The 22070-nt window shown below is 65.8% G+C and carries 24 protein-coding genes, 1 tRNA gene and 1 pseudogene; 18 read left to right on the top strand and 8 right to left on the bottom strand.

All coding sequences use genetic code 11. The features are described 5' to 3' along the window. Nucleotides 1–11 precede the first annotated feature (11 nt). Nucleotides 12–650: a histidine phosphatase family protein gene (locus A5732_RS14930; protein ID WP_064953913.1), complete on the top strand. Its 639-nt coding sequence runs from the start codon at nucleotides 12–14 to the stop codon at nucleotides 648–650. Between the two features lie 63 nt (nucleotides 651–713). Next, the gene (locus A5732_RS14935; RefSeq protein ID WP_076055736.1) at nucleotides 714–1766 is read left to right on the top strand and encodes a phosphotransferase family protein; all 1053 of its coding nucleotides are present in this window, start codon (nucleotides 714–716) and stop codon (nucleotides 1764–1766) included. Here the strand turns inward: A5732_RS14935 and A5732_RS14940 are convergent. After that, on the bottom strand, nucleotides 1763–2113 hold the full coding sequence (locus A5732_RS14940) for a LapA family protein (RefSeq protein WP_064953911.1): 351 nt from the start codon (nucleotides 2111–2113) through the stop codon (nucleotides 1763–1765). The two genes, A5732_RS14935 and A5732_RS14940, sit on opposite strands and share 4 nt — an antisense overlap. 153 nt (nucleotides 2114–2266) lie before the next feature. On the opposite strand from A5732_RS14940, the gene A5732_RS14945 reads away from it, so the two are divergent. The 5 genes and pseudogenes from A5732_RS14945 to A5732_RS14965 all read left to right on the top strand — a co-directional run bounded on the left by A5732_RS14945 (nucleotide 2267) and on the right by A5732_RS14965 (nucleotide 6277). Further along, on the top strand, nucleotides 2267–3160 hold the full coding sequence (locus tag A5732_RS14945) for an ABC transporter substrate-binding protein (protein WP_371915800.1): 894 nt from the start codon (nucleotides 2267–2269) through the stop codon (nucleotides 3158–3160). 1 nt (nucleotide 3161) lies between these two features. Next, the gene (locus tag A5732_RS14950) at nucleotides 3162–4274 is read left to right on the top strand and encodes an ABC transporter ATP-binding protein (RefSeq protein WP_076055740.1); all 1113 of its coding nucleotides are present in this window, start codon (nucleotides 3162–3164) and stop codon (nucleotides 4272–4274) included. A 3-nt stretch (nucleotides 4275–4277) separates the two neighbouring features. Continuing rightward, on the top strand, nucleotides 4278–4964 hold the full coding sequence (locus A5732_RS14955) for an ABC transporter permease (protein WP_064953909.1): 687 nt from the start codon (nucleotides 4278–4280) through the stop codon (nucleotides 4962–4964). After that, nucleotides 4961–5673: pseudogene (locus A5732_RS14960) on the top strand (ABC transporter permease). Before A5732_RS14955 ends, A5732_RS14960 begins: the two are co-directional and overlap by 4 nt. Before the next feature lie 4 nt (nucleotides 5674–5677). Beyond that, entirely contained in the window at nucleotides 5678–6277 is a 600-nt protein-coding gene (locus A5732_RS14965) for a putative glycolipid-binding domain-containing protein (protein WP_076055746.1), read from the top strand. On the opposite strand, the gene A5732_RS14970 is transcribed toward A5732_RS14965, so the two are convergent. Continuing rightward, nucleotides 6240–7184 carry a prephenate dehydrogenase gene (locus tag A5732_RS14970; protein ID WP_076106519.1) on the bottom strand — a complete coding sequence of 315 codons (945 nt, stop codon included), beginning with the start codon at nucleotides 7182–7184 and terminating at the stop codon, nucleotides 6240–6242. The genes A5732_RS14965 and A5732_RS14970 overlap by 38 nt on opposite strands. 129 nt (nucleotides 7185–7313) lie before the next feature. Here A5732_RS14970 and A5732_RS14975 point away from each other — a divergent pair, with 129 nt between their 5' ends. The 6 genes from A5732_RS14975 to A5732_RS15000 all read left to right on the top strand — a co-directional run bounded on the left by A5732_RS14975 (nucleotide 7314) and on the right by A5732_RS15000 (nucleotide 10997). Beyond that, on the top strand, nucleotides 7314–7835 hold the full coding sequence (locus A5732_RS14975) for a tRNA adenosine deaminase-associated protein (RefSeq protein WP_065055352.1): 522 nt from the start codon (nucleotides 7314–7316) through the stop codon (nucleotides 7833–7835). Next, a complete protein-coding gene (locus A5732_RS14980) occupies nucleotides 7832–8290 on the top strand; it encodes a nucleoside deaminase (protein ID WP_076102631.1) in 459 nt (152 codons plus the stop codon). Before A5732_RS14975 ends, A5732_RS14980 begins: the two co-directional genes overlap by 4 nt. A gap of 29 nt (nucleotides 8291–8319) precedes the next feature. Continuing rightward, nucleotides 8320–8409: transfer RNA gene (locus tag A5732_RS14985), tRNA-Ser, on the top strand. Nucleotides 8410–8565: 156 nt separating this feature from the next. Then, complete coding sequence (locus tag A5732_RS14990; RefSeq protein ID WP_076055752.1) at nucleotides 8566–9297, top strand: cutinase family protein; 732 nt, start codon at nucleotides 8566–8568, stop codon at nucleotides 9295–9297. A gap of 83 nt (nucleotides 9298–9380) precedes the next feature. After that, complete coding sequence (locus A5732_RS14995; RefSeq protein ID WP_076102632.1) at nucleotides 9381–10385, top strand: glycoside hydrolase family 6 protein; 1005 nt, start codon at nucleotides 9381–9383, stop codon at nucleotides 10383–10385. 135 nt (nucleotides 10386–10520) lie between these two features. Then, on the top strand, nucleotides 10521–10997 hold the full coding sequence (locus tag A5732_RS15000; RefSeq protein WP_171975031.1) for a CAP domain-containing protein: 477 nt from the start codon (nucleotides 10521–10523) through the stop codon (nucleotides 10995–10997). Between the two features lie 101 nt (nucleotides 10998–11098). On the opposite strand, the gene A5732_RS15005 is transcribed toward A5732_RS15000, so the two are convergent. The 5 genes from A5732_RS15005 to A5732_RS15020 all read right to left on the bottom strand — a co-directional run bounded on the left by A5732_RS15005 (nucleotide 11099) and on the right by A5732_RS15020 (nucleotide 15845). Further along, a complete protein-coding gene (locus A5732_RS15005) occupies nucleotides 11099–11629 on the bottom strand; it encodes a hypothetical protein (RefSeq protein WP_253189072.1) in 531 nt (176 codons plus the stop codon). A gap of 57 nt (nucleotides 11630–11686) precedes the next feature. Beyond that, nucleotides 11687–12208: a hypothetical protein gene (locus A5732_RS27805; protein ID WP_142256622.1), complete on the bottom strand. Its 522-nt coding sequence runs from the start codon at nucleotides 12206–12208 to the stop codon at nucleotides 11687–11689. Between the two features lie 23 nt (nucleotides 12209–12231). Next, nucleotides 12232–13875, bottom strand: coding sequence for a DUF4185 domain-containing protein (locus tag A5732_RS15010; protein ID WP_076102634.1), 1644 nt, complete (start codon nucleotides 13873–13875; stop codon nucleotides 12232–12234). A 128-nt stretch (nucleotides 13876–14003) separates the two neighbouring features. Further along, on the bottom strand, nucleotides 14004–15137 hold the full coding sequence (locus tag A5732_RS15015) for a cellulase family glycosylhydrolase (protein ID WP_064953900.1): 1134 nt from the start codon (nucleotides 15135–15137) through the stop codon (nucleotides 14004–14006). Nucleotides 15138–15368: 231 nt separating this feature from the next. After that, nucleotides 15369–15845 (bottom strand): NINE protein, encoded by a 477-nt coding sequence (locus tag A5732_RS15020; protein WP_076055758.1) that lies wholly within the window; start codon nucleotides 15843–15845, stop codon nucleotides 15369–15371. Nucleotides 15846–15975: 130 nt separating this feature from the next. On the opposite strand from A5732_RS15020, the gene A5732_RS15025 reads away from it, so the two are divergent. From A5732_RS15025 to A5732_RS15045, 5 genes are all read left to right on the top strand, one after another. Continuing rightward, nucleotides 15976–16362 (top strand): DUF2237 family protein, encoded by a 387-nt coding sequence (locus A5732_RS15025; protein WP_076055760.1) that lies wholly within the window; start codon nucleotides 15976–15978, stop codon nucleotides 16360–16362. Between the two features lie 96 nt (nucleotides 16363–16458). Then, a complete protein-coding gene (locus A5732_RS15030) occupies nucleotides 16459–17730 on the top strand; it encodes a sulfotransferase family protein (protein ID WP_076102635.1) in 1272 nt (423 codons plus the stop codon). A gap of 14 nt (nucleotides 17731–17744) precedes the next feature. Continuing rightward, nucleotides 17745–18983, top strand: a complete 1239-nt coding sequence (locus A5732_RS15035; protein WP_076102636.1) for an MBL fold metallo-hydrolase — start codon at nucleotides 17745–17747, stop codon at nucleotides 18981–18983. Continuing rightward, on the top strand, nucleotides 18980–19462 hold the full coding sequence (locus A5732_RS15040; protein WP_076102637.1) for a VOC family protein: 483 nt from the start codon (nucleotides 18980–18982) through the stop codon (nucleotides 19460–19462). The genes A5732_RS15035 and A5732_RS15040 overlap by 4 nt, the downstream gene beginning before the upstream one ends. A gap of 13 nt (nucleotides 19463–19475) precedes the next feature. Continuing rightward, nucleotides 19476–20447 (top strand): LLM class flavin-dependent oxidoreductase, encoded by a 972-nt coding sequence (locus A5732_RS15045; RefSeq protein WP_076102638.1) that lies wholly within the window; start codon nucleotides 19476–19478, stop codon nucleotides 20445–20447. Nucleotides 20448–20744: 297 nt separating this feature from the next. Here A5732_RS15045 and A5732_RS15055 read toward each other — a convergent pair whose 3' ends face one another. Continuing rightward, a complete protein-coding gene (locus A5732_RS15055; RefSeq protein ID WP_065073919.1) occupies nucleotides 20745–21956 on the bottom strand; it encodes a cytochrome P450 in 1212 nt (403 codons plus the stop codon). Nucleotides 21957–22070: the final 114 nt, after the last annotated feature.

Raw genomic sequence — 22070 nt, forward strand, 5'->3', positions numbered from 1 at the left:
CAGGAAGAAACATGCAAGTGCTTCTGGTCCGGCACGCGCTGCCGCTGCGCAGCGAACACGGACAAGGTTCCGATCCGGACCTGTCGGAGGAAGGGTTGGCCCAGATCGAGCGACTCCCCAAGGCGCTCGCCAGGTTTCCCATCGCGCGGGTGGTGAGCAGCCCGCAGCGCCGCGCCATCCAGACCGCCGAACCGGTCGCGGCGGATCGCGGCCTGACCGTCGAGATCGACGATCGCTTCGCCGAGTACGACCGCGACCTTCCCGTGTACATCCCCGTCGAGCAGATCCGGGCGGAGATGCCCGAAGAGTGGGCGCGCCTGGCTCAGGGGCATCTGCCCAGCGCGGTTGACGAGGACGCTTTTCGTGCCCGGGTGCGCAACGCGGTCGACGACCTGGTGGCCACCGGCGACCCCGACGACACGGTCGCGGTGTTCAGCCATGGCGGGGTCATCAACGTCCTGCTGCACGAAATCCTCGGCACCGCCCGGCTGCTCTCCTTTCCGGTCGACTACGCCTCGGTCACTCGGCTGTTGTTCTCCCGGTCCGGGCAGGCGACGGTGGCGGCGGTCAACACCACCGAACACGTCTGGGACCTGTTGCCGCGAAACCAGAGGCTGCTCGACGACGACGCGAGCCGTGGCAAGGCCTGAGCGGGGGACCGGCAAATCGCAGGTGGTGCCGCGCGTCGAGCCCGGCGATGGTAGACAAGTTCGGTGACTTCAGCTGACCAACTCGAGGGGCTCGACCTGGCCTCGCTGGACTCCTACCTGCGTTCGCTCGGGATCGGGCGCGACGGAGAGTTGCGCGCCGACTTCATTTCCGGTGGCCGCTCGAACCTGACGTTCCGTGTCTACGACGACAGCACCAGTTGGCTGGTGCGGCGTCCGCCGCTGCACGGATTGACCCCGTCGGCGCACGACATGGCCCGCGAGTACCGCGTCGTCGCGGCGCTGCAGGACACGCCCGTTCCGGTGGCGCGCACAATCGGGCTCTGCGAGGACGACTCGGTGCTGGGCGCGCCCTTCCAGATCGTCGAATTCGTCGCCGGACAGGTGGTGCGCCGCCGCGCTCAACTCGAGTCGTTCAGCCACACGGTCATCGGCGGCTGCGTCGACTCGTTGATCCGCGTCCTCGTCGACCTCCACACCGTCGACCCCAACGCCGTCGGCCTGGCCGATTTCGGCAAGCCCAGCGGCTATCTGGAGCGTCAGGTGCGGCGATGGGGCTCGCAATGGTCACTGGTGCGGTTGCCCGAAGATCGGCGCGATGCCGATGTGGAACGGCTGCATTCCGGTCTGGGCGAGGCGATTCCGCAGCAGAGCCGCACCTCGATCGTGCACGGCGACTACCGGATCGATAACACGATTCTGGACGCCGACGATCCGACCAAGGTTCGTGCGGTCGTCGACTGGGAGCTGTCCACCCTGGGGGATCCGCTGTCCGACGCGGCCCTGATGTGTGTGTACCGCGACCCCGCGCTGGATTTGATCGTCAATGCGCAGGCCGCGTGGACGTCACCGTTGTTGCCGACGGCCGACGAACTGGCGGACCGCTATTCGCTGGTGGCCGGTACACCGCTGGCGCATTGGGAGTTCTACATGGCGCTGGCCTACTTCAAGCTCGCCATCATCGCCGCGGGCATCGACTTCCGCCGGCGGATGTCGGATCAGGCCCGCGGCAGTGGCGACCCGTCCGAGCACACACCGGAGGTCGTGGCGCCGCTGATTTCCCGCGGTCTGGCCGAACTCGCGAAGCTGCCCGGCTAGCGCGAGGCGGCCGCGTGCTGCCGTTTGGCCGCGCGGCGCAGCTGCAAGATGCGTGCGGTGCCGACCGCAACCGTGATCAGCCCCCCGACCACGGCCGCCAGCAGGATCGCAACTCCCTTGGGCTGGCTCCAGTGCCAACCCAAGAACTGAAACTCAGCTGGTGTCGTGTTCTGGGTGATGAAAATCAGCAACAGGATCAGGATCACGAAGCCGGCGATCAGCGACGACCACAGGGCGCCGGCGCGGGTGAACCCGATGGCCGGTTCCTTTGCTGGTGCGCCGGTCTTGGCGGCGGGATCGGGCTTGGGGGGCGGCTGCCCGGGCGAGGCAGGGGTGTGGCTGCTCATACTGCCATCTTTGCCCTATCGGACGCCGATTGAAACCGATTCGGACAACCGAACCTTACGGGCCAGCGTTTGCGCGGTTCCGGCGTTAGGGTCGGCGGTATGACGGCACTGCCGCACGTGCGGGGCGCGATCACGCGCGCGGTGGTACTGGTGATGGCGATGTCCGTCGTTGCGGCGTGCAGCAATTCCGATCCGTTGGGGGCGCAGGTGCGAAGCCCCAACTCCATTGTCATTGGTTCCGCCGATTTTCCGGAATCGCAGATCATCGCCGAGATCTATGCACAAGCCTTGCAGGCCAATGGTTTCGAAGTGGGCAAGCGGATGGGCATCGGCAGCCGGGAGACGTATATTCCTGCACTCAAAGACCATTCCATCGATCTGGTGCCGGAGTACATCGGCAATCTGTTGCTCTACATTTCGCCGCAGTCCGACGCCACCACGCTGGATGCCGTCGGGCGGGAGCTGGATCAGCGCCTACCCAGTGACCTCTCGATTCTGACGCCCGCCCCGGCCACGGACACCGACACGGTCAGCGTTACGGGACAAACGGCGAATTCCTGGAACCTGAAGACAATCGCCGATCTGGCCGTCCATTCGGCCGACGTGCGATTCGGGGCGCCCTCGGCGTTCTCCACCCGTCCGGCGGGGCTGCCCGGGCTGCGGGAGAAGTACGGACTCGAGATCAAGCCGGGAAACTTCGTCGCCATCGACGACGGGGGCGGCGCGGTCACCGTGCGAGCATTGGTCGAGGGCAGGGTGAACGCCGCCAACATCTTCACCACGTCGCCGGCCATCCCGCAGAACCACTTGGTGGTCCTCGACGACCCCGAACATAATTTCGTGGCCGGAAACATTGTGCCGCTGCTCAATTCGCAGAAGAGGTCGCCGCGGCTCAAAGAGGTGCTGGATGCGGTCTCGGCGAAGCTGACCACGTCCGGCGTCGCCGGACTCAACGCCGCGGTGTCGGGGAATTCGGGCATCGATCCCGACCAGGCGGCACGAAACTGGGTGCGCGACAACGGCTTCGACCATCCGATCGGGGGATGACTTGATCATCTTCGACAACGTCAGCAAGGTCTTCGCCGACGGAACCACCGCCGTGAACCAGCTCAGCCTGAGCGTCCCCACCGGCAAGCTGACCGTGTTCGTCGGGTCCTCCGGCAGCGGCAAGACCACGGCGCTGCGCATGATCAACCGGATGATCGAGCCCACCTCGGGCACCATCACCATCGACGGCGTCGACGTCTCCACCCGCGACCCGGTGAAGCTGCGCCTCGGCATCGGGTACGTCATCCAGCACGCCGGCCTCATGCCCCACCAACGCGTAATCGACAATGTGGCAACGGTTCCCGTCTTACGGGGCCAGTCGCGCCGGGCCGCGCGCAAAGAAGCGTACGCGGTGCTCGAACGGGTCGGGTTGGACGCCAAGCTCGCGACCCGCTACCCCGCACAGCTCTCCGGTGGCGAGCAACAGCGGGTCGGCGTGGCACGTGCGCTGGCCGCCGACCCGCCGATTCTGTTGATGGATGAGCCGTTCTCCGCCGTCGACCCGGTGGTCCGCCACGATCTGCAGAACGAAATACTGCGCCTGCAGGGCGAATTGCACAAGACGATCGTCTTCGTCACCCACGACATCGATGAGGCGCTGCGGCTCGGTGAACGAGTCGCGGTGTTCAAGGGTGGTTCGCTGCAGCAGTACGACGAGCCGGCCCGGCTGCTGTCGCGGCCGGCCAACGACTTCGTGTCGCGGTTCATCGGCCTGGGTCGCGGCTACCGATGGCTGCAACTCCTCGATGCGGCCGGGCTGCCGCTGCACGACGTCGAACGGATCACGGCCGACCAGCTTTCCGCGACAACGCTTTCCGACCGCTGGGCGGTGGTCGTCGACGACGCCGGAGTTCCGCTCGGCTGGATCGACGGCGAGGGGCTGCGACGGCACCGCGACGGTGTGTCATTGCCCGACAGCATGAGCGGGGTCGGAGCGCTGTTTCGGCCGCGGGGCAATCTGAGCCAGGCGCTGGACGCGGCGCTGTCGTCGCCGTCGGGCATCGGTGTCGCCGTCGACGACGGCGGCAGGGTGATCGGCGGCGTGCTGGCCGCCGACGTGCTGGCCGCGGTCAACTCGCGACGGCTGGGTTCGGACGAACCCCGGGGGAGTTAGCCGATGCACTATCTGCTCACCCACCTCGACGACGCCCGGGGGCTGACCGTCGTGCACCTGCGCCTGGCGTTGGTGCCGGTGCTGATCGGGCTGGCGATCGCGCTGCCGCTGGGCATGCTGGTCCAGCGCACCCGGATCCCGCGTCGGCTCACGACGGCGGCGGCCAGCGTCGTGTTCACCATTCCGTCGCTGGCGCTGTTCGTGGTGTTGCCGATGCTCATCGGGACCCGCATCCTCGACGAGGCCAACGTGATGGTGGCGTTGACGGCCTACACCGCCGCGCTGCTGGTGCGGGCGGTGCTCGAGGCGCTGGACGCGGTGCCCACCCAGGTGCGCGACGCCGCCACCGCGGTCGGCTACCCGCCGATCAGGCGGATGCTGAAAGTCGAACTGCCGCTTTCTGTCCCGGTGCTCGTCGCGGGGCTGCGGGTGGTGGTGGTCACCAACATCGCGATGGTCTCGGTCGGCTCGGTCATCGGCATCGGCGGGCTGGGCAGCTGGTTCACCCAGGGCTATCAGACCAACAAAAGCGACCAGATCCTGGCCGGCATCATCGCGCTGTTCCTGCTGGCGGTCGTCATCGACGTGCTCATCGTGTTGGCCGGCCGGCTGGCCACACCGTGGGCACACGCCACGCGCAGCGCCGGCCGCCGCTCGGTCGTCGCACCGGTGGTGGGAGGTGCGCGGTGAACTTCATCGAGAGCGCGATCTCCTATCTGTTCACCGTCGACAACTGGACCGGCCCGGTCGGGCTCGCGGCCCGCATTTTGGAACACCTCGAGTACACCGCCCTGGCGGTGGGCGCGTCGGCGCTGATCGCGATCCCCGTCGGCCTGATCATCGGGCACACCGGGCGCGGCACCCTGCTGGTGGTGGGCGCCGTCAACGGCCTGCGCTCGCTGCCCACGCTGGGCGTGCTGCTGTTCGGAACGCTGATGTTCGGGCTGGGCCTGGGTCCGTCGTTGGTGGCGTTGATGCTGCTGGGTGTGCCGGCGTTGTTGGCCGGCACCTACGCGGGGATCGCCAATGTCGAGCCGACGATCGTCGATGCCGCCCGCGCGATGGGCATGACCGAGGCGCAGGTGCTGCTACGCGCCGAGGTGCCCAACGCGTTGCCGTTGATCCTCGGCGGGCTGCGCAACGCGACGCTGCAAGTGGTCGCCACCGCGACCGTGGCCGCCTATGCCAGCCTCGGTGGTCTGGGCAGGTATCTGATCGACGGGATCAAAGAACGTGAGTTTCATCTCGCTCTGGTCGGTGCGCTGATGGTGGCCGCGTTGGCGCTGGTGCTTGATGGATTGCTCGCGGTGGCGGTGTGGATTTCGGTGCCGGGCACCGGGCGATTGCGGCGAAGATACCGGCCACTTCCGCAGCGGGTGGCGGGCACGTCTTACGGTAGATGAGTGAACGCAGCCCCCTCTGATCCGTCTCGCCGCGTGTGGCAGGCGATGCTCACCTGGCGCGCACAGGATGACCCCCGGATGGAATCGGTACGACTCCAGGTGTCCGGCAACAGAATCAAGGCCAATGGCCGCATCATCGCCGCCGCTACCGGCTCCCATCCGGCGTTCGGCGCCTATTACGACCTGCTGACCGATGAAGCCGGTGCCACCAAGCGGCTCGGGATGACCGTCACCGTGGCCGAGCGGGAGCGCGTCTTCTCCTTCGCCCGCGACGAAGAGAACATGTGGCTGGTCACCGATCATCAGGGCGAGCACCGCGCGGCCTACAACGGCGCTCTCGACGTCGATGTCGAATTCAGCCCGTTCTTCAACGCGCTGCCCATCCGGCGGCTCGGGTTGTATGAGCGGGCCGCCTCGGTCACGCTGCCCGTGGTCTATGTCAACGTGCCGGAGATGTCCATCACCGCCGACACCGTGAGCTACAGCAGCACCGGCAGTCTGGGCGAGATCAAGTTGCGCTCGCCGATCTCCGACACGACGGTGAGCGTCGACGACGAAGGATTCATCGTCGACTATCCAGGCTTGGCAGAGCGGATCTGACGACCCCGCCGGCCCGGCCCGCGGCGGCCAGTTCCTGACGCCAGTTCTCCGCGCCGACCACGACGTGGAAGATGTCGTCGCGCGGGAAGCTGTCGTAACGCGTGCGCGCGGCGTGGCCGGCCTCGACGAGGTCGGCGACCGAGTTATGGGAAGCCAGCGATTCGCGGGCTCGGTTCAGCAGCTCGATGACGCGATCGGCCGCCGGCACCAATTGGTCGGAGTTGCCTTCACACATCGCCCGGACCAGGTCCGGGGCGCTGGCGGCCACGCGGGTCCCGTCGCGGAAGGAGCCGGCGGCCAGCGCGAAGGCCAACGGGACGTCTCCGGCGACGATGGCCAGCGCCTCGGCGAGCAGGTGGGGCAGATGCGAGATCGCCGCCGCGGCAGCGTCGTGTTCGTCGGACCTGGCCGGCACCACCACCGCGCCGCAGTCCAGGGCCAACGTCATCACCGTCGACCAGACCGCCGCATCCACGTGATCGTCGACGCTGACCACCCACGGGGCCCCCGTGAACAACCCGGCGTAGCCGGCGGTCCAACCCGAGTGTGCGGTGCCCGCCATCGGATGCCCCCCGACGAAGCGGTCCTGCAGACCCGCCGCCACGACCTGCTCGAGGACCGCCTGCTTGACGCTGGTGACGTCGGTCAGCGGACACGCCGGGGCCGTCTCCTTGATATGGGCGAGCATGCCCGCCATCGCCGGCATCGGCACGGCCAGCACGATCAGCGCATCGGAGTCGGCGGCGCGAGACAACGTCGCGGTCAGATCGGTGGTGGCGTCAAAGCCGTCGGCGGTCGCGGCCTGCGCCCCCTCCACCGAGCGGTTATAGCCGAACACCTCACGGCCGGCCGCGGTGGCGGCTCGCATTATCGAGCCGCCGATCAGCCCGAGCCCGAGCACACACACCGGCGTCTTTGAAGGAGGGCTTGCCACATTCCAAGGTTGGCACATCCGGCCGGGAACGGCGCCGCCAGATCTCGCGGCTACCAGCAGCCATCTGGTCAGCGGCCTGGTCAGGGACTACCGTAAGCGGCCATGGGAGCACAACGGGCCTCTGCCCAGGGCCTGTCCGCGGACACGCCGGACGGTTTCGGCGTCGCGGTGGTGCGTGAAGAGGGGCAGTGGCGCTGCGCCCCGATGGCCCGTAAATCGCTGTTGAGCCTGGTGGCCGCCGAGACCGAGCTGCGTGAACTGCGCAGTTCCGGCGCGGTCTTCGGCCTGCTGGATGTGGACGACGAATTCTTCGTCATCGTCCGTCCGGCGCCGTCGGGGACGCGATTGTTGCTCTCGGATGCCACCGCGGCCCTGGATTACGACATCGCCGCCGAAGTGCTCGACAAGCTGGACGCCGACATCGATCCCGAGGATCTCGAGGATTCGGATCCCTTCGAAGAGGGCGACTTAGGGCTGCTGTCCGACGTCGGGCTGCCCGAGGCGGTCCTCGGGGTGATCGTCGACGAGACCGACCTATACGCCGACGAGCAGTTGGGCCGCATCGCCCGCGAGATGGGCTTCGCCGATGAGCTGTCGGCGGTGATCGACCGCCTCGGTCGGTGATCACTGACGAAGACCTGATCCGTACCGCACTGTCGGTTGCCGCGAGGGCGGGTCCCCGCGACGTGCCCATCGGTGCGGTGGTGGTCGGCGCCGACGGAACCGAGCTGGCCCGCGCGGTCAATGCCCGCGAGGCGTGGGGAGACCCGACGGCCCACGCGGAAATCATCGCGCTGCGCGCGGCGGCCGAGGTCCTCGGGAACGGGTGGCGGCTGGAAGGCGCCACGCTGGCGGTCACCGTCGAACCGTGCACCATGTGCGCCGGTGCTCTGGTGCTGTCGCGCATCGCCCGGCTGGTGTTCGGCGCCTGGGAGCCCAAGACCGGAGCGGTCGGGTCGTTGTGGGACGTGGTCCGCGATCGGCGGCTCAACCACCGCCCAGAAGTGCGCGGCGGCGTGCTGGCCCAGGAGTGCGCTGCGCCACTGGAGGCCTTCTTCGCTCGCCAGCGATTGGGGTGAGGGGCATGCCGTTCGGTAAGCTGCTCGGCGGTGGCGTGTCCGAGCGGCCTAAGGAGCACGCCTCGAAAGCGTGTGACGGCTAAAACCGTCCGAGGGTTCAAATCCCTCCGCCACCGCCAAGACTGCACGGACGTAAGCGGTTTCCAGATTTGCTGGAAACCGGCCCATCGTTCCGAAAGCGCATCCTGCGTGCCGTTGCCTGGTCGCGACGGTGTCCACGTCGGTCCGCGGCCGAAGCCACGGTTTAAAAATCACGATTCTGGGCACACAGCGGCATGATTGCACGTCACAGCTCTCGTCTGCTTGCTGCTGCGGTAGCCGCGGCGTCAGGCGTCGCCGCTTCGGTCCTCGCGACCGCCATCCCCGCCGCCACCGCCGCTCCGTGCCCGGACGTGCAGGTCGTGTTCGCTCGGGGCACCGACGATCCGCCCGGCCTGGGCCCGACCGGGCAGGCATTCGTCGACTCCCTGCACCCGCGCATCGGCGCGAAGTCCTTCGACGTCTATCCGGTCGATTACCCCGCCACTCATGACTGGACGAACGCGGGCGAGGCCGGCGTCAGAGACGCGGGCGCACACGTCCTGTCGATGGCGCAGAACTGTCCCAACACCAAGATGGTGCTCGGCGGTTACTCCCAAGGGGCGGCGGTGATGGGCTTCGTCACCTCGCCCGTCGTACCGAATGGGATCGATCCTGCGAGCGTGCCAAAACCGCTGGATCCGGAAGTCGCCAACCACGTCTCCTCTGTCGTCCTCTTCGCCCTGCCCAACGAAAAGGCGATGAACTTCTTCGGTGAGCCGCCGGTTGCCATCGGCCCGCTCTATCAGGCCAAGACCCTCCAGGTGTGCGCCGCCGAGGACCCGATCTGCTCCGACGGGATGAATTTCGCCGCGCACGACACGTATTCGACCAACGCCGCGGTGATCGACAAGGGCGCGGCCTTCGCGGCCGGCCTTCTCGCCGGAACTCCTGGCGGCCACGGTTCGACGCAACCCGAATGGCCGTAGCCGTCCTCGATTAACCGAGGGGACGCGCGGCTCGGCCGGCGCCGATTGGCGCTCGATGCTTCCGAGCCACTAATTTTCCTCAGGTGAACTTCTCAGCTGCAGGTGCAGCCGCGCGGTGGATCGTCCCCTTTCTCACGGTTGCAGCCGTGGCCGGCATGGGTCTTATCGACGACCCGGTACAGGTCCGTCCCGCTCCCGCGGTGCGTCTGGTCGCCGACGGCGACCCGTTGGCCGGAGCGCCGTTCTACGTCAACCCGACGTCGGCGGCCATGCGCGCCGCGCAGAGCGCCGATCCGCCGAGCCCCGAGCTGACCGCCATCGCCAACACGCCCCAGGCCTACTGGATCGTCCCGGGCGGGTCGGCGGCAACGGTCGGGAAGTATGTCGGCGACGCGAATGGGGCTGGCGCCATCCCGATTCTGGCGATTTATGGCATCCCGCATCGCGACTGCGGCAGCTTCGCCGCCGGCGGTATGGGCTCGGCCGACGACTACCGCTCGTGGATCGACGGCATCGCATCCGGTGTGGGCGCTTCTCGGGTGGCAATCGTGGTCGAACCCGATGCGCTCGCGATGGCCGACTGCCTGTCGGGTGATGCGCGCCAGGAACGCTTCGACCTGATCCGCTACGCCGTCGACACGCTGACCAAGGATCCGAACGCGGCGGTGTACGTCGACGCGGGTCACCTGCGCTGGCACAGCGCCGACGACATGGCCGCCCGGCTCAACCAGGCCGGCGTCGGCCACGCCCGGGGCTTCAGCATCAACACCGCGAACTTCTTCACCACCGAGGACGAAATCGGTTACGGCGAGGCGATTTCGGGGCTCACCAATGGTTCGCATTATGTGATCGACACGTCGCGCAACGGTGCCGGACCTGCTCCCGACTCCGACCTCAACTGGTGCAACCCGAGCGGCCGGGCGCTGGGCACTCCGCCGACCGCCAGCACGGCGGGTGCGCACGCCGACGCGTACCTGTGGATCAAGCGTCCCGGTGAGTCCGATGGAACATGCGGCAAGGGTGATCCGCCGGCCGGCAACTTCGTGAGCCAGTACGCCATTGATCTCGCCCACAACGTCGGCCACTAGAAAGGCCCTTGCCGTCGAGCCGGTAAGCATGTCGGTGCCGCGTAACGGATTTGCGATTCGTGATTCGTTCTTGGTTGAAAATGGGTAACATTTAGATACCAAAAACAGCAAAGCGAGCGCGCGACAAGAGGCATCATGGCCAAGAAAGTCGAGATCATCGCCGTCTTCGCGATCTTTACTGCCTTCATCACGTCTCCCTGGACACTGTCCGGTTTCGTCGCGCACGCAGACGATTCGGGGTCCGCGCTGTACAGCGGCATCAACCAGCTTCGCCCAGGATGCGGGCCGATCAGCGACGATCCGCGCCTGACCGAAGCCGCCCAGCGCCACGCCGATGACATGCTGCGCAACGGGGTCAGCGGACACATCGGTTCGGACGGCTCGTCGCCGCAGGCCCGAATCACCGCTGCGGGCTACAGAAGCCGGTACTCGGGTGAGATCGTCTTCTGGGGCACGGGGTCCGCTGCGACTCCCAAGGAAGCCCTCGACATGTGGATGCAGAGTCCTCCACACCGCGACATCATTGTGAATTGCGCATATAACGCGGGCGGCTTCGCCACCGCGTGGGACGGCAACAAGATGACCGCCGTCGGCGACTTCGCCGCGTCGTAAAACCTTTCAGGCCAAGCTGTTTCGGTCACCACTCTTGTCGCTCGGTCCTCAGACGTGAGGCTGCCACCCAGATGCGTAACCCTCTCCGATATGGCCAAACCTCAAAACGCCACGCTGCCCGCGGGTTTCAGAACAAATCCATGCTGACCGCTGCTGGTGTCCAGGCATGCGACGAGGTGATCAGCTCCCACTGCGCACGTCGCGTCGCGGTAGTTCACCTTCTGGCCGATGTTTAGCATGGCGCCGTGCGTATACGGCGCACCACATTTGTCATCTGTCCTGTTGATCACGTATGCGGGTCCTGAACCCGCGCCGGTTGCTTTACCGACCGTGCAGGGATTTCCGTCCGGCATGTCCCCGAGGCGATTGATGTCTTGCGATTGCCATACCGGTACCGGCTCGCCGGCTTCGAACCAACATTGGATGTTGTATGGGGTCGAAAAGTACGCGAACGCCAGCCCTTTCTCAGGCGGCTCGATGTAATCCTCAACCGCGACAGGGGCGAAGCCACCGAGATCCGGAAACCCGGTCAGCCGCGCGGCGGCGTGCTGCGGCGCCGACGTACACGACATAGATACGAAGGCTGTCATTACGCCCGCAAATCGCGTGGCGAAGGCGGCGACGGCACCCATGGGGTCCTTCGACTCAGCATCTGAGCGCGAGGCCGATCCAGCAAAGCTCGCGGGCAATCACACGTGAGGCAACCATCCTGATCCGTGGGGGGACAGAACGAAACCACGGCCTTGCGGATCTTTGCAAGCTGTCGTGCCTGAGTTATCGACCCCGCAGATGATGCCATTGACAGTGATGGAATGACCCGGAGGAAGCGCTTTGACTGGCTGACCGTCAATCACACGTGATGGTTCACCCTCATTCGTCTGTTTTAGACCAGTAGTGGTGCCAATCCAATTGACCCCGGTGATTCCCGCATCGGGATTTGAAGATGCTGGGGGGACTGCAGGCAAGTTATTTCCAGTGCACTGTGCCTGATCGGGCGTGTAATTGCAGACGACCCCGTCGGGAGTGAGGAAATATACCGTTGGCAGGGGCGGCCGGCCAGGGTTGGGGACGTCGATCGTGTAATCGCGGACGTTCACCGGGGCGTCCGCGCTCAGGTCCGGAAATCTGGGTGGTTCGGCATGCGCCGTGCAGGCAACTGTGATAGTAGCTCCGACGAGCGTTGTGACGCCGGCCAGCTTCTTGATGACCATATGCATCCAATCGGTTCAGACGGTCAGTGGTAGGGGCGGAGTTGAAACTCGCGGGTGTTGTACGGAGCACCGAACGGCACACCGTTTGCATCTTTAAGCGTATTCCATTGACTGCCAAATAATTTCAAATCGTCCAGCGTTGATCCTGGCAAGATGTATCCACCGTATGGTTGAGGGATGAACTTGGGGCCGCTTGGATCGCCGTTCTGCGCGACGAGGGTCGTGGGCACGTTCGCGCCGAACATTTCGGTCGGGTTGGTTCCTACCCGCACTTCAATACTTCCCTTATGCGCGTCTACGTTGAAGCCAGACAAGACGGGCTTCCCTCCGATTTCTCGAAAGCTCAGCTCCCCATAACGGTTCGGGGTTACCGGTACGGCCTGTTGTCCGGGCTTTCCCCAGTCGTTACCGGTCCAAGGTTGCCATGTTGAACGATCGAACGCGTTGCCGGGATCCGCGCGATACATGGTGATGCCTCGGCTGCGGTCGAAGGAATCGGCGGCAATGTAGACCTTGCCGTCAGTGCCCTTGTAGCCGCTGACCTGTGTGGGTGCGTCGGCCGCGCCCCGATACGACCCCGGCACCATCGCCCACCCCTTACCGGGGTCGCCGTTGACTTCGACCAGCCACGAAGCCGCTGGCTTCAAATCACCCTGAGTGCCCGTCACCATCATGTACGTTTTGTCGCCGAGCGTGATCGTTCCGGCTGGCAACGTATCGTTGATTCCGGCCTTGACCGCTTCTGCCGGCATGGGGAATAGCTCGTGACCGCTATCTTTTGCTCCCGTCAATGGCGCACCGAAATGCGGACGTCCGTCGGCGTCGAAGGTCACTGGCACGGCAACAGATCGATAGTGCTCACCCTCCCCGACCTTATTGCCGGAAAACGAATCCCCAAAGATCGCGAGGTACTTCCCCGGCTGCCCGGGAACCTCGACGACTTCCCCTAAGTCGGCCGCCCCGATCCCTGGGATGCCAGGAATGCCGCCGGTACCGGCGATTGGCCCGAGATCCCTTACCTCACCGGATCTCAGTGGGCTTTCGATCCAGCCGTCTACGGCTTTCGGGATGTCATAGCCGTCGGTATGCAGGGCGCTCATCGACTTCCGCAATGTGTCCGAGTAGGCATTGCGAATTGAATTCATCTGCTTGACCGCCGCGCGGACGTCGTCCACGGCCTGGGCGTGCGCATCATCCCTCAGCTTCTCCAATTTGGCACGTTCCGATGCGGAGAGGTCGAAAGTCAAATCATGATTTATTGCGTGGATAAGTCTGTCGAGTCCCCGCAGCTCACTGTCCAGAAGGGCGATCTCTTGAGACCCTTGTTTTTGTGCGTCGGCCAAGCCGGCGGCGATGGACTCCAGATCGGCGCCAATCTTCGGTAGTCGCTCAGACTGGGCACCAAGGGATTTGGTGACCCGTTGGACTTCATCGGAATCATTGATCGGGTGACCACCGTCCTGGTGGTTCCAGGCGGCAGCAAAGCGTTTCCGTGCTTCTTCGAACGCGTGGTCAGCTTCGGCGGTGTGTCGACCGGCACCATGGAAGGCCTCCGCCAAACGGTCGATCTGAAAGGGGCTGCCGGCCTGCAGGCTCTGGTTGATCGCCCACGGATCGCCGCCGGCGGCGGCGATCAGTTCCGCTTGGGTGAAATTCTCCCAAGTCATGGCGCCGTCAGCGGCCGACCTACACCGACGAGCATCGCCGCCCCCTTCTGAGCAGGTAATAACCCTACTACCGAAAGGTCTATGGCGGGTCGGCGTTGATTAGCGAAGGATCAGGCAGGACGTCCGGATCACGTCTGATTACCGGCCAGCTTTCGCACCGTCAGCGCTTCGATGTCTTGGAACGGCCGTCCCTCGGGCCGGATCAGGTCGTGGAACCACATCTTCGGGACCGACGTGTAGGGGTGATCCCATGAGTCCCAGGGGAAGTAGGTCTGGGTCTTGCCGGCGACCAGGCCCCAGTTGATGGCGCCGACGTTGTGCCGCTTCGCAACCGGCAGGATCGATTCGACGGTGCTGCCCTGGGGTCGCGCCATGTATTCCGTGCACAGGATGGGACGGCCCAGCGGGGTGAGCTCGTTGATCCGGTTCTCGAACCCCGAAGGCGCCGCGTAGGAGTGGAACGTGATCACGTCGGCGTTGGCCAGCTGTATGTCGCTGATCGCGCTGCGGCCCTGCGGTTGTCCCCAATCCCCGCGCCACACACCGCTTGTCAGGGGCTGGCTGGGATCCACCGCCCGGGCCCAGCGGAAGACCTGGGGGAGCAGGTTGGCGACCAGCTGCTCCTTGTCGCTTCGTTCGGTGTTGCGGTACTGGCGGGCGGGGTTGTCGGGCTCGTTCCACAGGTCCCAGCCCAAAACCCGGTTGTCGTTGCGGAATTGGGTCATCACCGCCGTGACGTAGTCCCGCATGACCGGGACGTACCTCGGATCGCCGAGGCGTTCGGCGCCCGGGCTCTGCGCCCAGCCCGAGTTGTGCACGCCGGGTCGCGGCGCGCGCTGGCGTCCCGCTCGGGGTTGCGGGTCCCAACAGGAGTCGAAGAAAACGAACAGCGGTTTGATGCGGTGGCGCGCCGCGATGTCGACGAATTGCCCTAGGCGGGTTTGAAAGCCGCGCTGATCGGCCGCCCAGAGCTGATCGTGCAGGAACACCCGTGCGGTGTTGTGGCCGTAGAACTGGGCCCAGCCGAGTTCGGTATCGATGCGCCGCGGATCGAAGGTGTCTGGCTGGAACATCTCGAGTTGGTTGATGGCGTTCGCCGGAATGTAGTTTGCTCCAACGAGCCAGCCCTGCGCTTGATACCAACGGTTCGCGCGGTCGGGTGACCACCGGCCCGCTTCCTCCGCGGAAGCCCGGGGCACCCGGGCAACTGCGGCGCCTGCTGCCAGTAACAGAGGGAGTTTCAGGGCCGTACGTCGTTCCACGATGTGACGATAAGTTTTCGGGGCGATTTCCCCGGGATTTGCTCAGCGCGTCGCGACAGGTTCGTCGTCAGCGCTGTCCAGTAGCGACTTTCGCTCCCGATCGTGACCAATCCGTGACCACCATCACCGGCGCGCCCCGGACCGATGCGAAGTCGTCCAGGTTAAAATCTGGCCCCAACGTGAACCAAAACCGTTGCCGGACAATCGAAACCGTTGTCCAATCGCAACTTCCTAACGCAGCTTGCGGCCCTGGTTGTCTTTGACGCTGCCGGTGAAGATCAAGATCGCGTCGACGATCGCCCAGACGATGCCGCCCAGCAGGACCGGAAATCCCAGAAAACAGAACAGGCTGAAGAGAACTCCGAACAGACCAAGGCACAACTGCGCCACCGCAATCTGAGTCGAGTCGATGTAGAAGCGGCCGATGCCGAACAGGCCGAGAAACAGCTGGAGCAAGCCGGCGGTGGTGGCGGACTTGTCCGACAGCGGCAGCCCGGTAACCGGATCGCGGCCGTAGGGCGCCTGCGGGTCAACGTATCCGGGGTAACCGGGGTATGCCGGATAGCCGGCGTGCCCGGGATACGCTTGCGGAGGCGGATATCCCGGTGGCGGGGTGTACGGATTCGGCTGCGATCCGTAGCCGGGTGGCTGCCATCCCCAGGGTGGCTCGCCGGGCGGATTTCCGGGTGGATTGGGCGGCGTCGACATCGAGTCGAGTTAACACGTCCGCCGGCCGGGCGTCCACACGGCGGCCGACGCTATCCGGTATCGGAAAACCTGACCGCGCAGTCGTCGGAATTGCTTCAAACTTCCCCCCCGAGGGCGCAATACTGAACGGGTGCCTGATCGAAACGTGTTAGGCGGTCCGCTGGAACCCTGCGGCACAGACCCGCTGACCGGCTTCTACCGCGACGGCTGCTGCTCGACCGGCCCTCAGGACCTGGGGCGGCACACGATCTGCGCGGTGATGACCGCCGAATTCCTGGAACACCAGCGGTCCATCGGCAATGACCTGTTGACACCGGTGCCCGAGTACCGGTTCCCCGGCCTGCTGCCGGGGGACCGCTGGTGCGTGACCGCGCTGAACTGGCTGCGCGCTCACCACGACGGATGCGCCGCGCCGGTGGTGTTGGCGGCCACCCACGAGAGCACCCTCGAAGTGGTGCCCCTGGAGGCGCTGCAAAAACACAAGGTCGACGTGCCCGACGATCTGGCCAACCTGTAGCGCCTGGCCACCGGCGAGGTGGATGAACGACGGATCTCCACCGCGGCTAGCGTCTGTGTCATATTCCTCACCTGACGCGTCGAAGAGGGGTTCGGAGTGGGTTCTGCGGTTGACGACATCGACTTCGACGACTTGACCGCGCCCCAACTGACCGACGTGCAGCGTCAGATCCTGGAGTTCACCGAAGCCAGGCCCGTCGACCTCGACATCGATCGGATGCTCGCGGAGGCCGTCGAGCAGACCGGCCTGCCGGCCGGAGCCGCCGACCTCGACGACACCGACGGTTTCGCCGACCGCCTGCGCGCGCACGTCGCGGCGATCGAAGCCGACGAAGGCCTGCGCCAGCTCACCCGCGGCTCACTGCGCCAACGAATCGTGCGCCTGCTTCGCAACCGCATGTCGCTGACCGAGCTCATCCGGCGGTATCCGGAGATCGAGTCCATCGCGATCGACAAGCCATTCATCGTCGTCGGGATGCCGCGCTCCGGCACCACGCATCTGGTGAATCTGATTGCCTCCGACCCACGCCGGCGCGCCCTGCCGTATTGGGAGAGCCAGGATCCCATCCCCGCCCTCGGGCAGGGTCCGGACATCTTCGGGGTCGACCCCCGCTACGCGCGCGCCAAGTCGGAACACGATGCGCTGATGGTGAGCGCCCCCGTGGTGGCCGCCATGCACGACCGGTTCCCCGAGGCGATCGAGGAGGAGGTGGAGCTCCTCGACCTCGATCTGGCCTCATACGTGCTGGAATGGCATGCGCGCGTGCCCGGCTGGCGCGACTATTACCTGGGTCTCGACCAGACCCGGCACTACGCCTACATGAAGAAGGTGCTGCAGGCGCTGACCTTCCTGCGCGGGCCGCGCACCTGGGTGCTCAAGAGTCCGCAGCACTGCGAGCAGCTCGGCCCGCTGATGGCGACTTTCCCCGATGCCACGGTGGCTTTCACCCACCGCGATCCCGTCGCGGTGATCCAGTCGGCGATCACCATGATGGCGTACTCGGACCGGTTGCGCCGCAACAGCATCGACCCGCAGTGGCTGCTGGACTATTGGGGCGACCGCGTGCACCGACTGCTCAGCGCCTGCGTGCGTGACCGCGACCTGGTGGCCCCCGAACGCAGCATCGACATCAACTTCCATCAGCTGGGCGGCAACGAGATGCCGGTGCTGCAACGGCTTTACCAGTGCGCCGGCGTCGCGCTACCGCCCAAGGTGCAGCAACGTTTCCAGCGCTACCTGGACGGCAATCCGCGGGGCAAACACGGCCGCATCCGCTACGAACTACAGCGGCACTTCGGCACCTCCCCCGAGGAACTGCGCGGCCGTTTCGGCTTCTACTTCGACAAGTTTGACGTCCGCCCGGAATGAAGGAGTCACCAGCGATGTCCGAACCTGTCTATCGCAGCAGGCCGGGTGCCGACGCGCTGCGCCCGGCGTCCGCCGAGAAGGCCGAAGAGATCGCCCCGGGGTTGTGGTGCTCGCCCGGCTTGTCCAACTCGTATCTGCTCACCACCACCGAGGGCCGGGTGATCGTCAACACCGGCATGGGCTTCGAGGGGCCGGTGCATCGCGCCAACTTCGACGCCGTGGACTCCTCACCGGTGCGCTACATCATCTTCACGCAGGGCCACGTGGATCATGTCGGCGGCCTGGACAGCGTGCGCGATCCCGGGACGACCGTTGTCGCGCAAGCGAATTGGAAGGCCTGGCGCGACGACAACGATCGGCTGATCCCGTACCGGGCCAACCGCAGCGCCTTCGCCTTCAAGGACACCCTGGCCAGCGGCGTCCAGGCCATCCAGCGGCGCCTGGGAACCACACGGCTGGCCGGCCAGAGCGTGCCCGTCGTCGACATCGACTTCGAGGACACCCTCCGCCTGGAGGTCGGGGGCCGGCTCATGGAACTGATTTCCGTCCCCGGCGGCGAGACCACCGACTCCTTGGTGATCTGGCTGCCCAAGGAACGAACCTGTCTGTGCGGGAATACATTCGGGCCCCTGATCGGACACATTCCCAACCTCGTGACCATGCGCGGAGACCGGTATCGGGATGCGTTGACGGCCATCGCATCGGTCGAGCGGGTCCGTGACCTGCAGGCCGACCTGCTGGTGACCGGCCACTTCGAGCCGATCAGGGGTTCCGAACGCATCAATGCGGAGCTGACCCGGCTGCGCGACGCGATTCAGTACGTCCACGATCAGACCGTTGCCGGGATGAACGCTGGCAAAGACGTTCGCACCTTGATGCGGGAGATCAGCCTGCCCGCGGAATACGAAGTGGGCCAGGGTTACGGCAAAGTCGCGTGGGATGTGCGGGCCGTATGGGAGAACTACTCGGGCTGGTTCCACCACGAATCGACCACCGAGCTGTACCCGGTCGCATTCGACTCCGTCGCCCCCGATGTGGTCGAGCTGGCCGGCGCTGACGCGTTGGTGGAGCGGGCCCGGGCACACCTGGCCGCCGATCGTGCCCTGCAGGCCATCCACCTCGCCGAGCTTGTCCCGGCGGACCATCCGGGGGCTCGCGCCGTGCTGCGGGAAGCGCATGAAAAACTGCTCGCCGGTAGCACGAACTTCTGGGAAAGTGCCTGGCTCCGCAATCAGATAGCGAGGAACACATGACGGCATTCGCGCTACGGCCCGAGGACTTTTATCACACCGGCATCATCGTGTCCGACCTCGACGCGGCGATGGCCCGGCTGACCGCGCTGGCCGGTTACCGGTGGATCACCCCGGTGAGCTACACGTTGCCGTTTCGCACCACGAGCGGAACCCAAGAGGTGACTTCGACTTTCGTCTATTCGCTGCAGGCACCGCATATCGAGTTGATCAAGGAGGTACCGGGGACGGCGTGGACGGCGGCCCCCGGCAACGCGATTCACCACCTCGGCTACTGGACCGACGATTTGGCCGAGAGCGCGAAGCGATTGGAAGACAATGGCTTCACCTTCGAAGCGACCGCCGACACCGCTCCGCCGGACCTGGCGCTCTTCGCCTACTACGTCGACGCGGCGGGGACCCGCATCGAGATCGTCGACCGCGCGCTGTTCCCGGACTTTCCGGCCTTCCTGCAGGCGGCGGCCGGACCGAAAGCGTCATGAGGCGGGGCCGCCAATGCTCTTGACGGTGCTGCGCTTCAACTTCGCGTCCCCGCAAGGTGATCCACGCACGCAGGGCAAGCTCCTGTCGGCGGCGCTCGAGCTGGGGCAGTGGGGGGAGTCCCATGGCATCACGTCCATCAGCGTCGACGAGCATCACGCGACCGGGCACGGATGGAGCTGCAATCCGATCATGGCCGCGGCGATGTTCCTGGCCCGGACTTCGACGCTGATCGCGAGTGTCGATTGCGCACTGGGGCCGCTGTGGAACCCGGTGCGGCTTGCCGAAGACATCGCGCTCGTCGACAACATGAGCCGCGGCCGCCTGCACACCACGGTGGGGTTGGGCTATCGGACGGTCGAATATGACGCCCTGGGAGCAGATTTCGGCCGGCGCGGTGCGCTGATGGACAGCCTGCTCGAGCGGATGCTGGCCGTCTGGTCCGGCGGCGATCCGGAAAACGCAATCTGCGCGGGCACCTGGACGCGGCCGCATCCACCCCTGTACGTCGGCGGCGGCGCTCGTGCCACGGCGCGCCGCGCGGCCCGGTTCCGGCTGCCGCTCAGCCTGGCCGATCACCTGCCGGACATCGCCGCGTACTACCGCGAGCTGTGTGCCGAGGCCGGCATGTCACCGTTCATCCTGATGCCGGGGCCGATCAATCGCGGAATGATCTACCTGCACGAGGATCCGGACCGGGCCTGGGCGGAGCTCGGCGATCACATCCTTTGGGAGGCAGTCACTTACGGCCGATGGTCAACCGACCAGCGTTCGCTCATGCACCTTCCGGGGGTCCAAACCCTGGACCAGGTCAGGGCGTCGGGGCGATACCGCTTCCTGACTCCCGACCAGCTGATCGCGGAGGTGCGAGACGCGGACAACTACGGCCCGCTCGTCATGCACCCGCTGGTCGGCGGCATGCCGGTCGACGAAGCGTGGAAGTCGGTCCAATTGCTCACCGACAAAGTCCTGCCCGCGCTCGCCTGACCTCGAATTCTCTACTCCCGATTGCGCACTCAAATAGCGGGTACGCGAGCGGAATCCGAGTTGGGATACCAAGTGGAAGATCTGATGAGGTGTGAGGTCAAAAGGGCAATCGCGATTCTCGGCGGCGCCGCCGCGCTGACTGTTGCAGTCGGTTGCGGTGCCGCCCCGGGCGCGTCGGCCAGCAACGACCCAGCGGCGCCACCGTCGCCCACTTCGTCCAGCCCGGCACCACCGCCCCCACCACCGGCACCCGTCCCCGGGGGAACCTACGGCAGCGGCGGAACGGGCAGCGGCTGATCAGGCGTCGAACGCGATCGGCAACGAAGTGGGCCCGCTGATGCCGGCGGGCGGCTTCCACGGCGCCGGCCCGACGCGTCTGGCGTTGGGCATTCGGCGGGTGATCACCCGCAGGGCTTCGACGAGTTCGATTCTGGCGAGGTGCGCACCGAGGCAGTGGTGCACCCCGCCGCCGAAGGTCAGCATGGACGCCGGACCTTTTCGGGTGATGTCGAGCCGATCGGGGTCCGCATAGACCGCGGGATCGCGATTGGCGGCCGCCGTGTTGGCCAAGGCATAGGCCCCTGCCGGAATCAGGACACTGGCGAGCTCGACGTCGGTTGTCGCGACGCGAAGCGCGGCGAAGATGATTGGTGAGTGGCGCATGAGTTCCTCGATCGCGTTCGGTGCGAGTTCGGGATGTTCGGCCAACAATGCCCACTGGTCCGGATGATCGGATAACACCTGGACCGCGGCGGCCAGCTGGTTGCGTGTGGTGTCGGTGCCGGCGTTGAGCAGGATCGCGACGAGGTTGACCAACTCGTCGTGGGTCAGCCGCTCGCCGTCTTCTTCGACGCGGATGAGCTCTGAGATCAGGTCGTCACCCAGCGAGTGGCGGCGGCGGGCGATCAAGTCCTCGAGGTAGGCGTCGAGCTGCTCCCATGCGCCCAGGATGGCGGATTCTTCAGCGGCGACGTTGCAGCCGAAGGCTTTACTTAGGTCATCGGCCCAGCGGGCGAACAGTTGCCAGTCCTGCGCCGGAGCGCCCACCAGCGCGCAGATGATCGGGACCGGGTAAGGCCTGGAGATGTCGCGGACGAAGTCGCAGTGGCCCGACGCGCTGTGCCGATCCACCAACTCGGTGATCACGTCGGCGCATGCGGTGCGCATCCGCTCGGCGGCCCGCGGGGTGAAGGCGCGTGATACCAGCCGCCGCAGGCGCTGATGCTGGTCCGCGTCGACGGACATGATTGTCTGGCAAACCTTGTCCCACACCGGCCCCGAGTTGATCCCCTGCACCACCAGGCTGATGCCGCGTGGCATGGCGAAGCGCGGATCGCGCAACACGGTGCGCACCAGGCCGTAGTCGAGCAGTTCGGGACCGTACGGGCCCAGCGCGATGGGCGCCTGCCGGTGGGCGTCTCGGATGATGCGGTGCGCTTCGTCGGGATCGTCCGATCCCTGATAAGCGAAGGTCGGCCAGGCCGTTTCAAAGATGACGTTGGTACTCATGACGTCGACTATCGATTTGTCCTGGTGCCATTCCATCGGGCGAAGTGCCTAAATACGATCCGGCCTTCCGACGACTATTAGCAATTTTGCTGATGTTTTGCGGTCCGCGTCACT

Source organism: Mycobacterium colombiense, from assembly GCF_001953985.1.
Classification (GTDB): domain Bacteria; phylum Actinomycetota; class Actinomycetes; order Mycobacteriales; family Mycobacteriaceae; genus Mycobacterium; species Mycobacterium colombiense_B.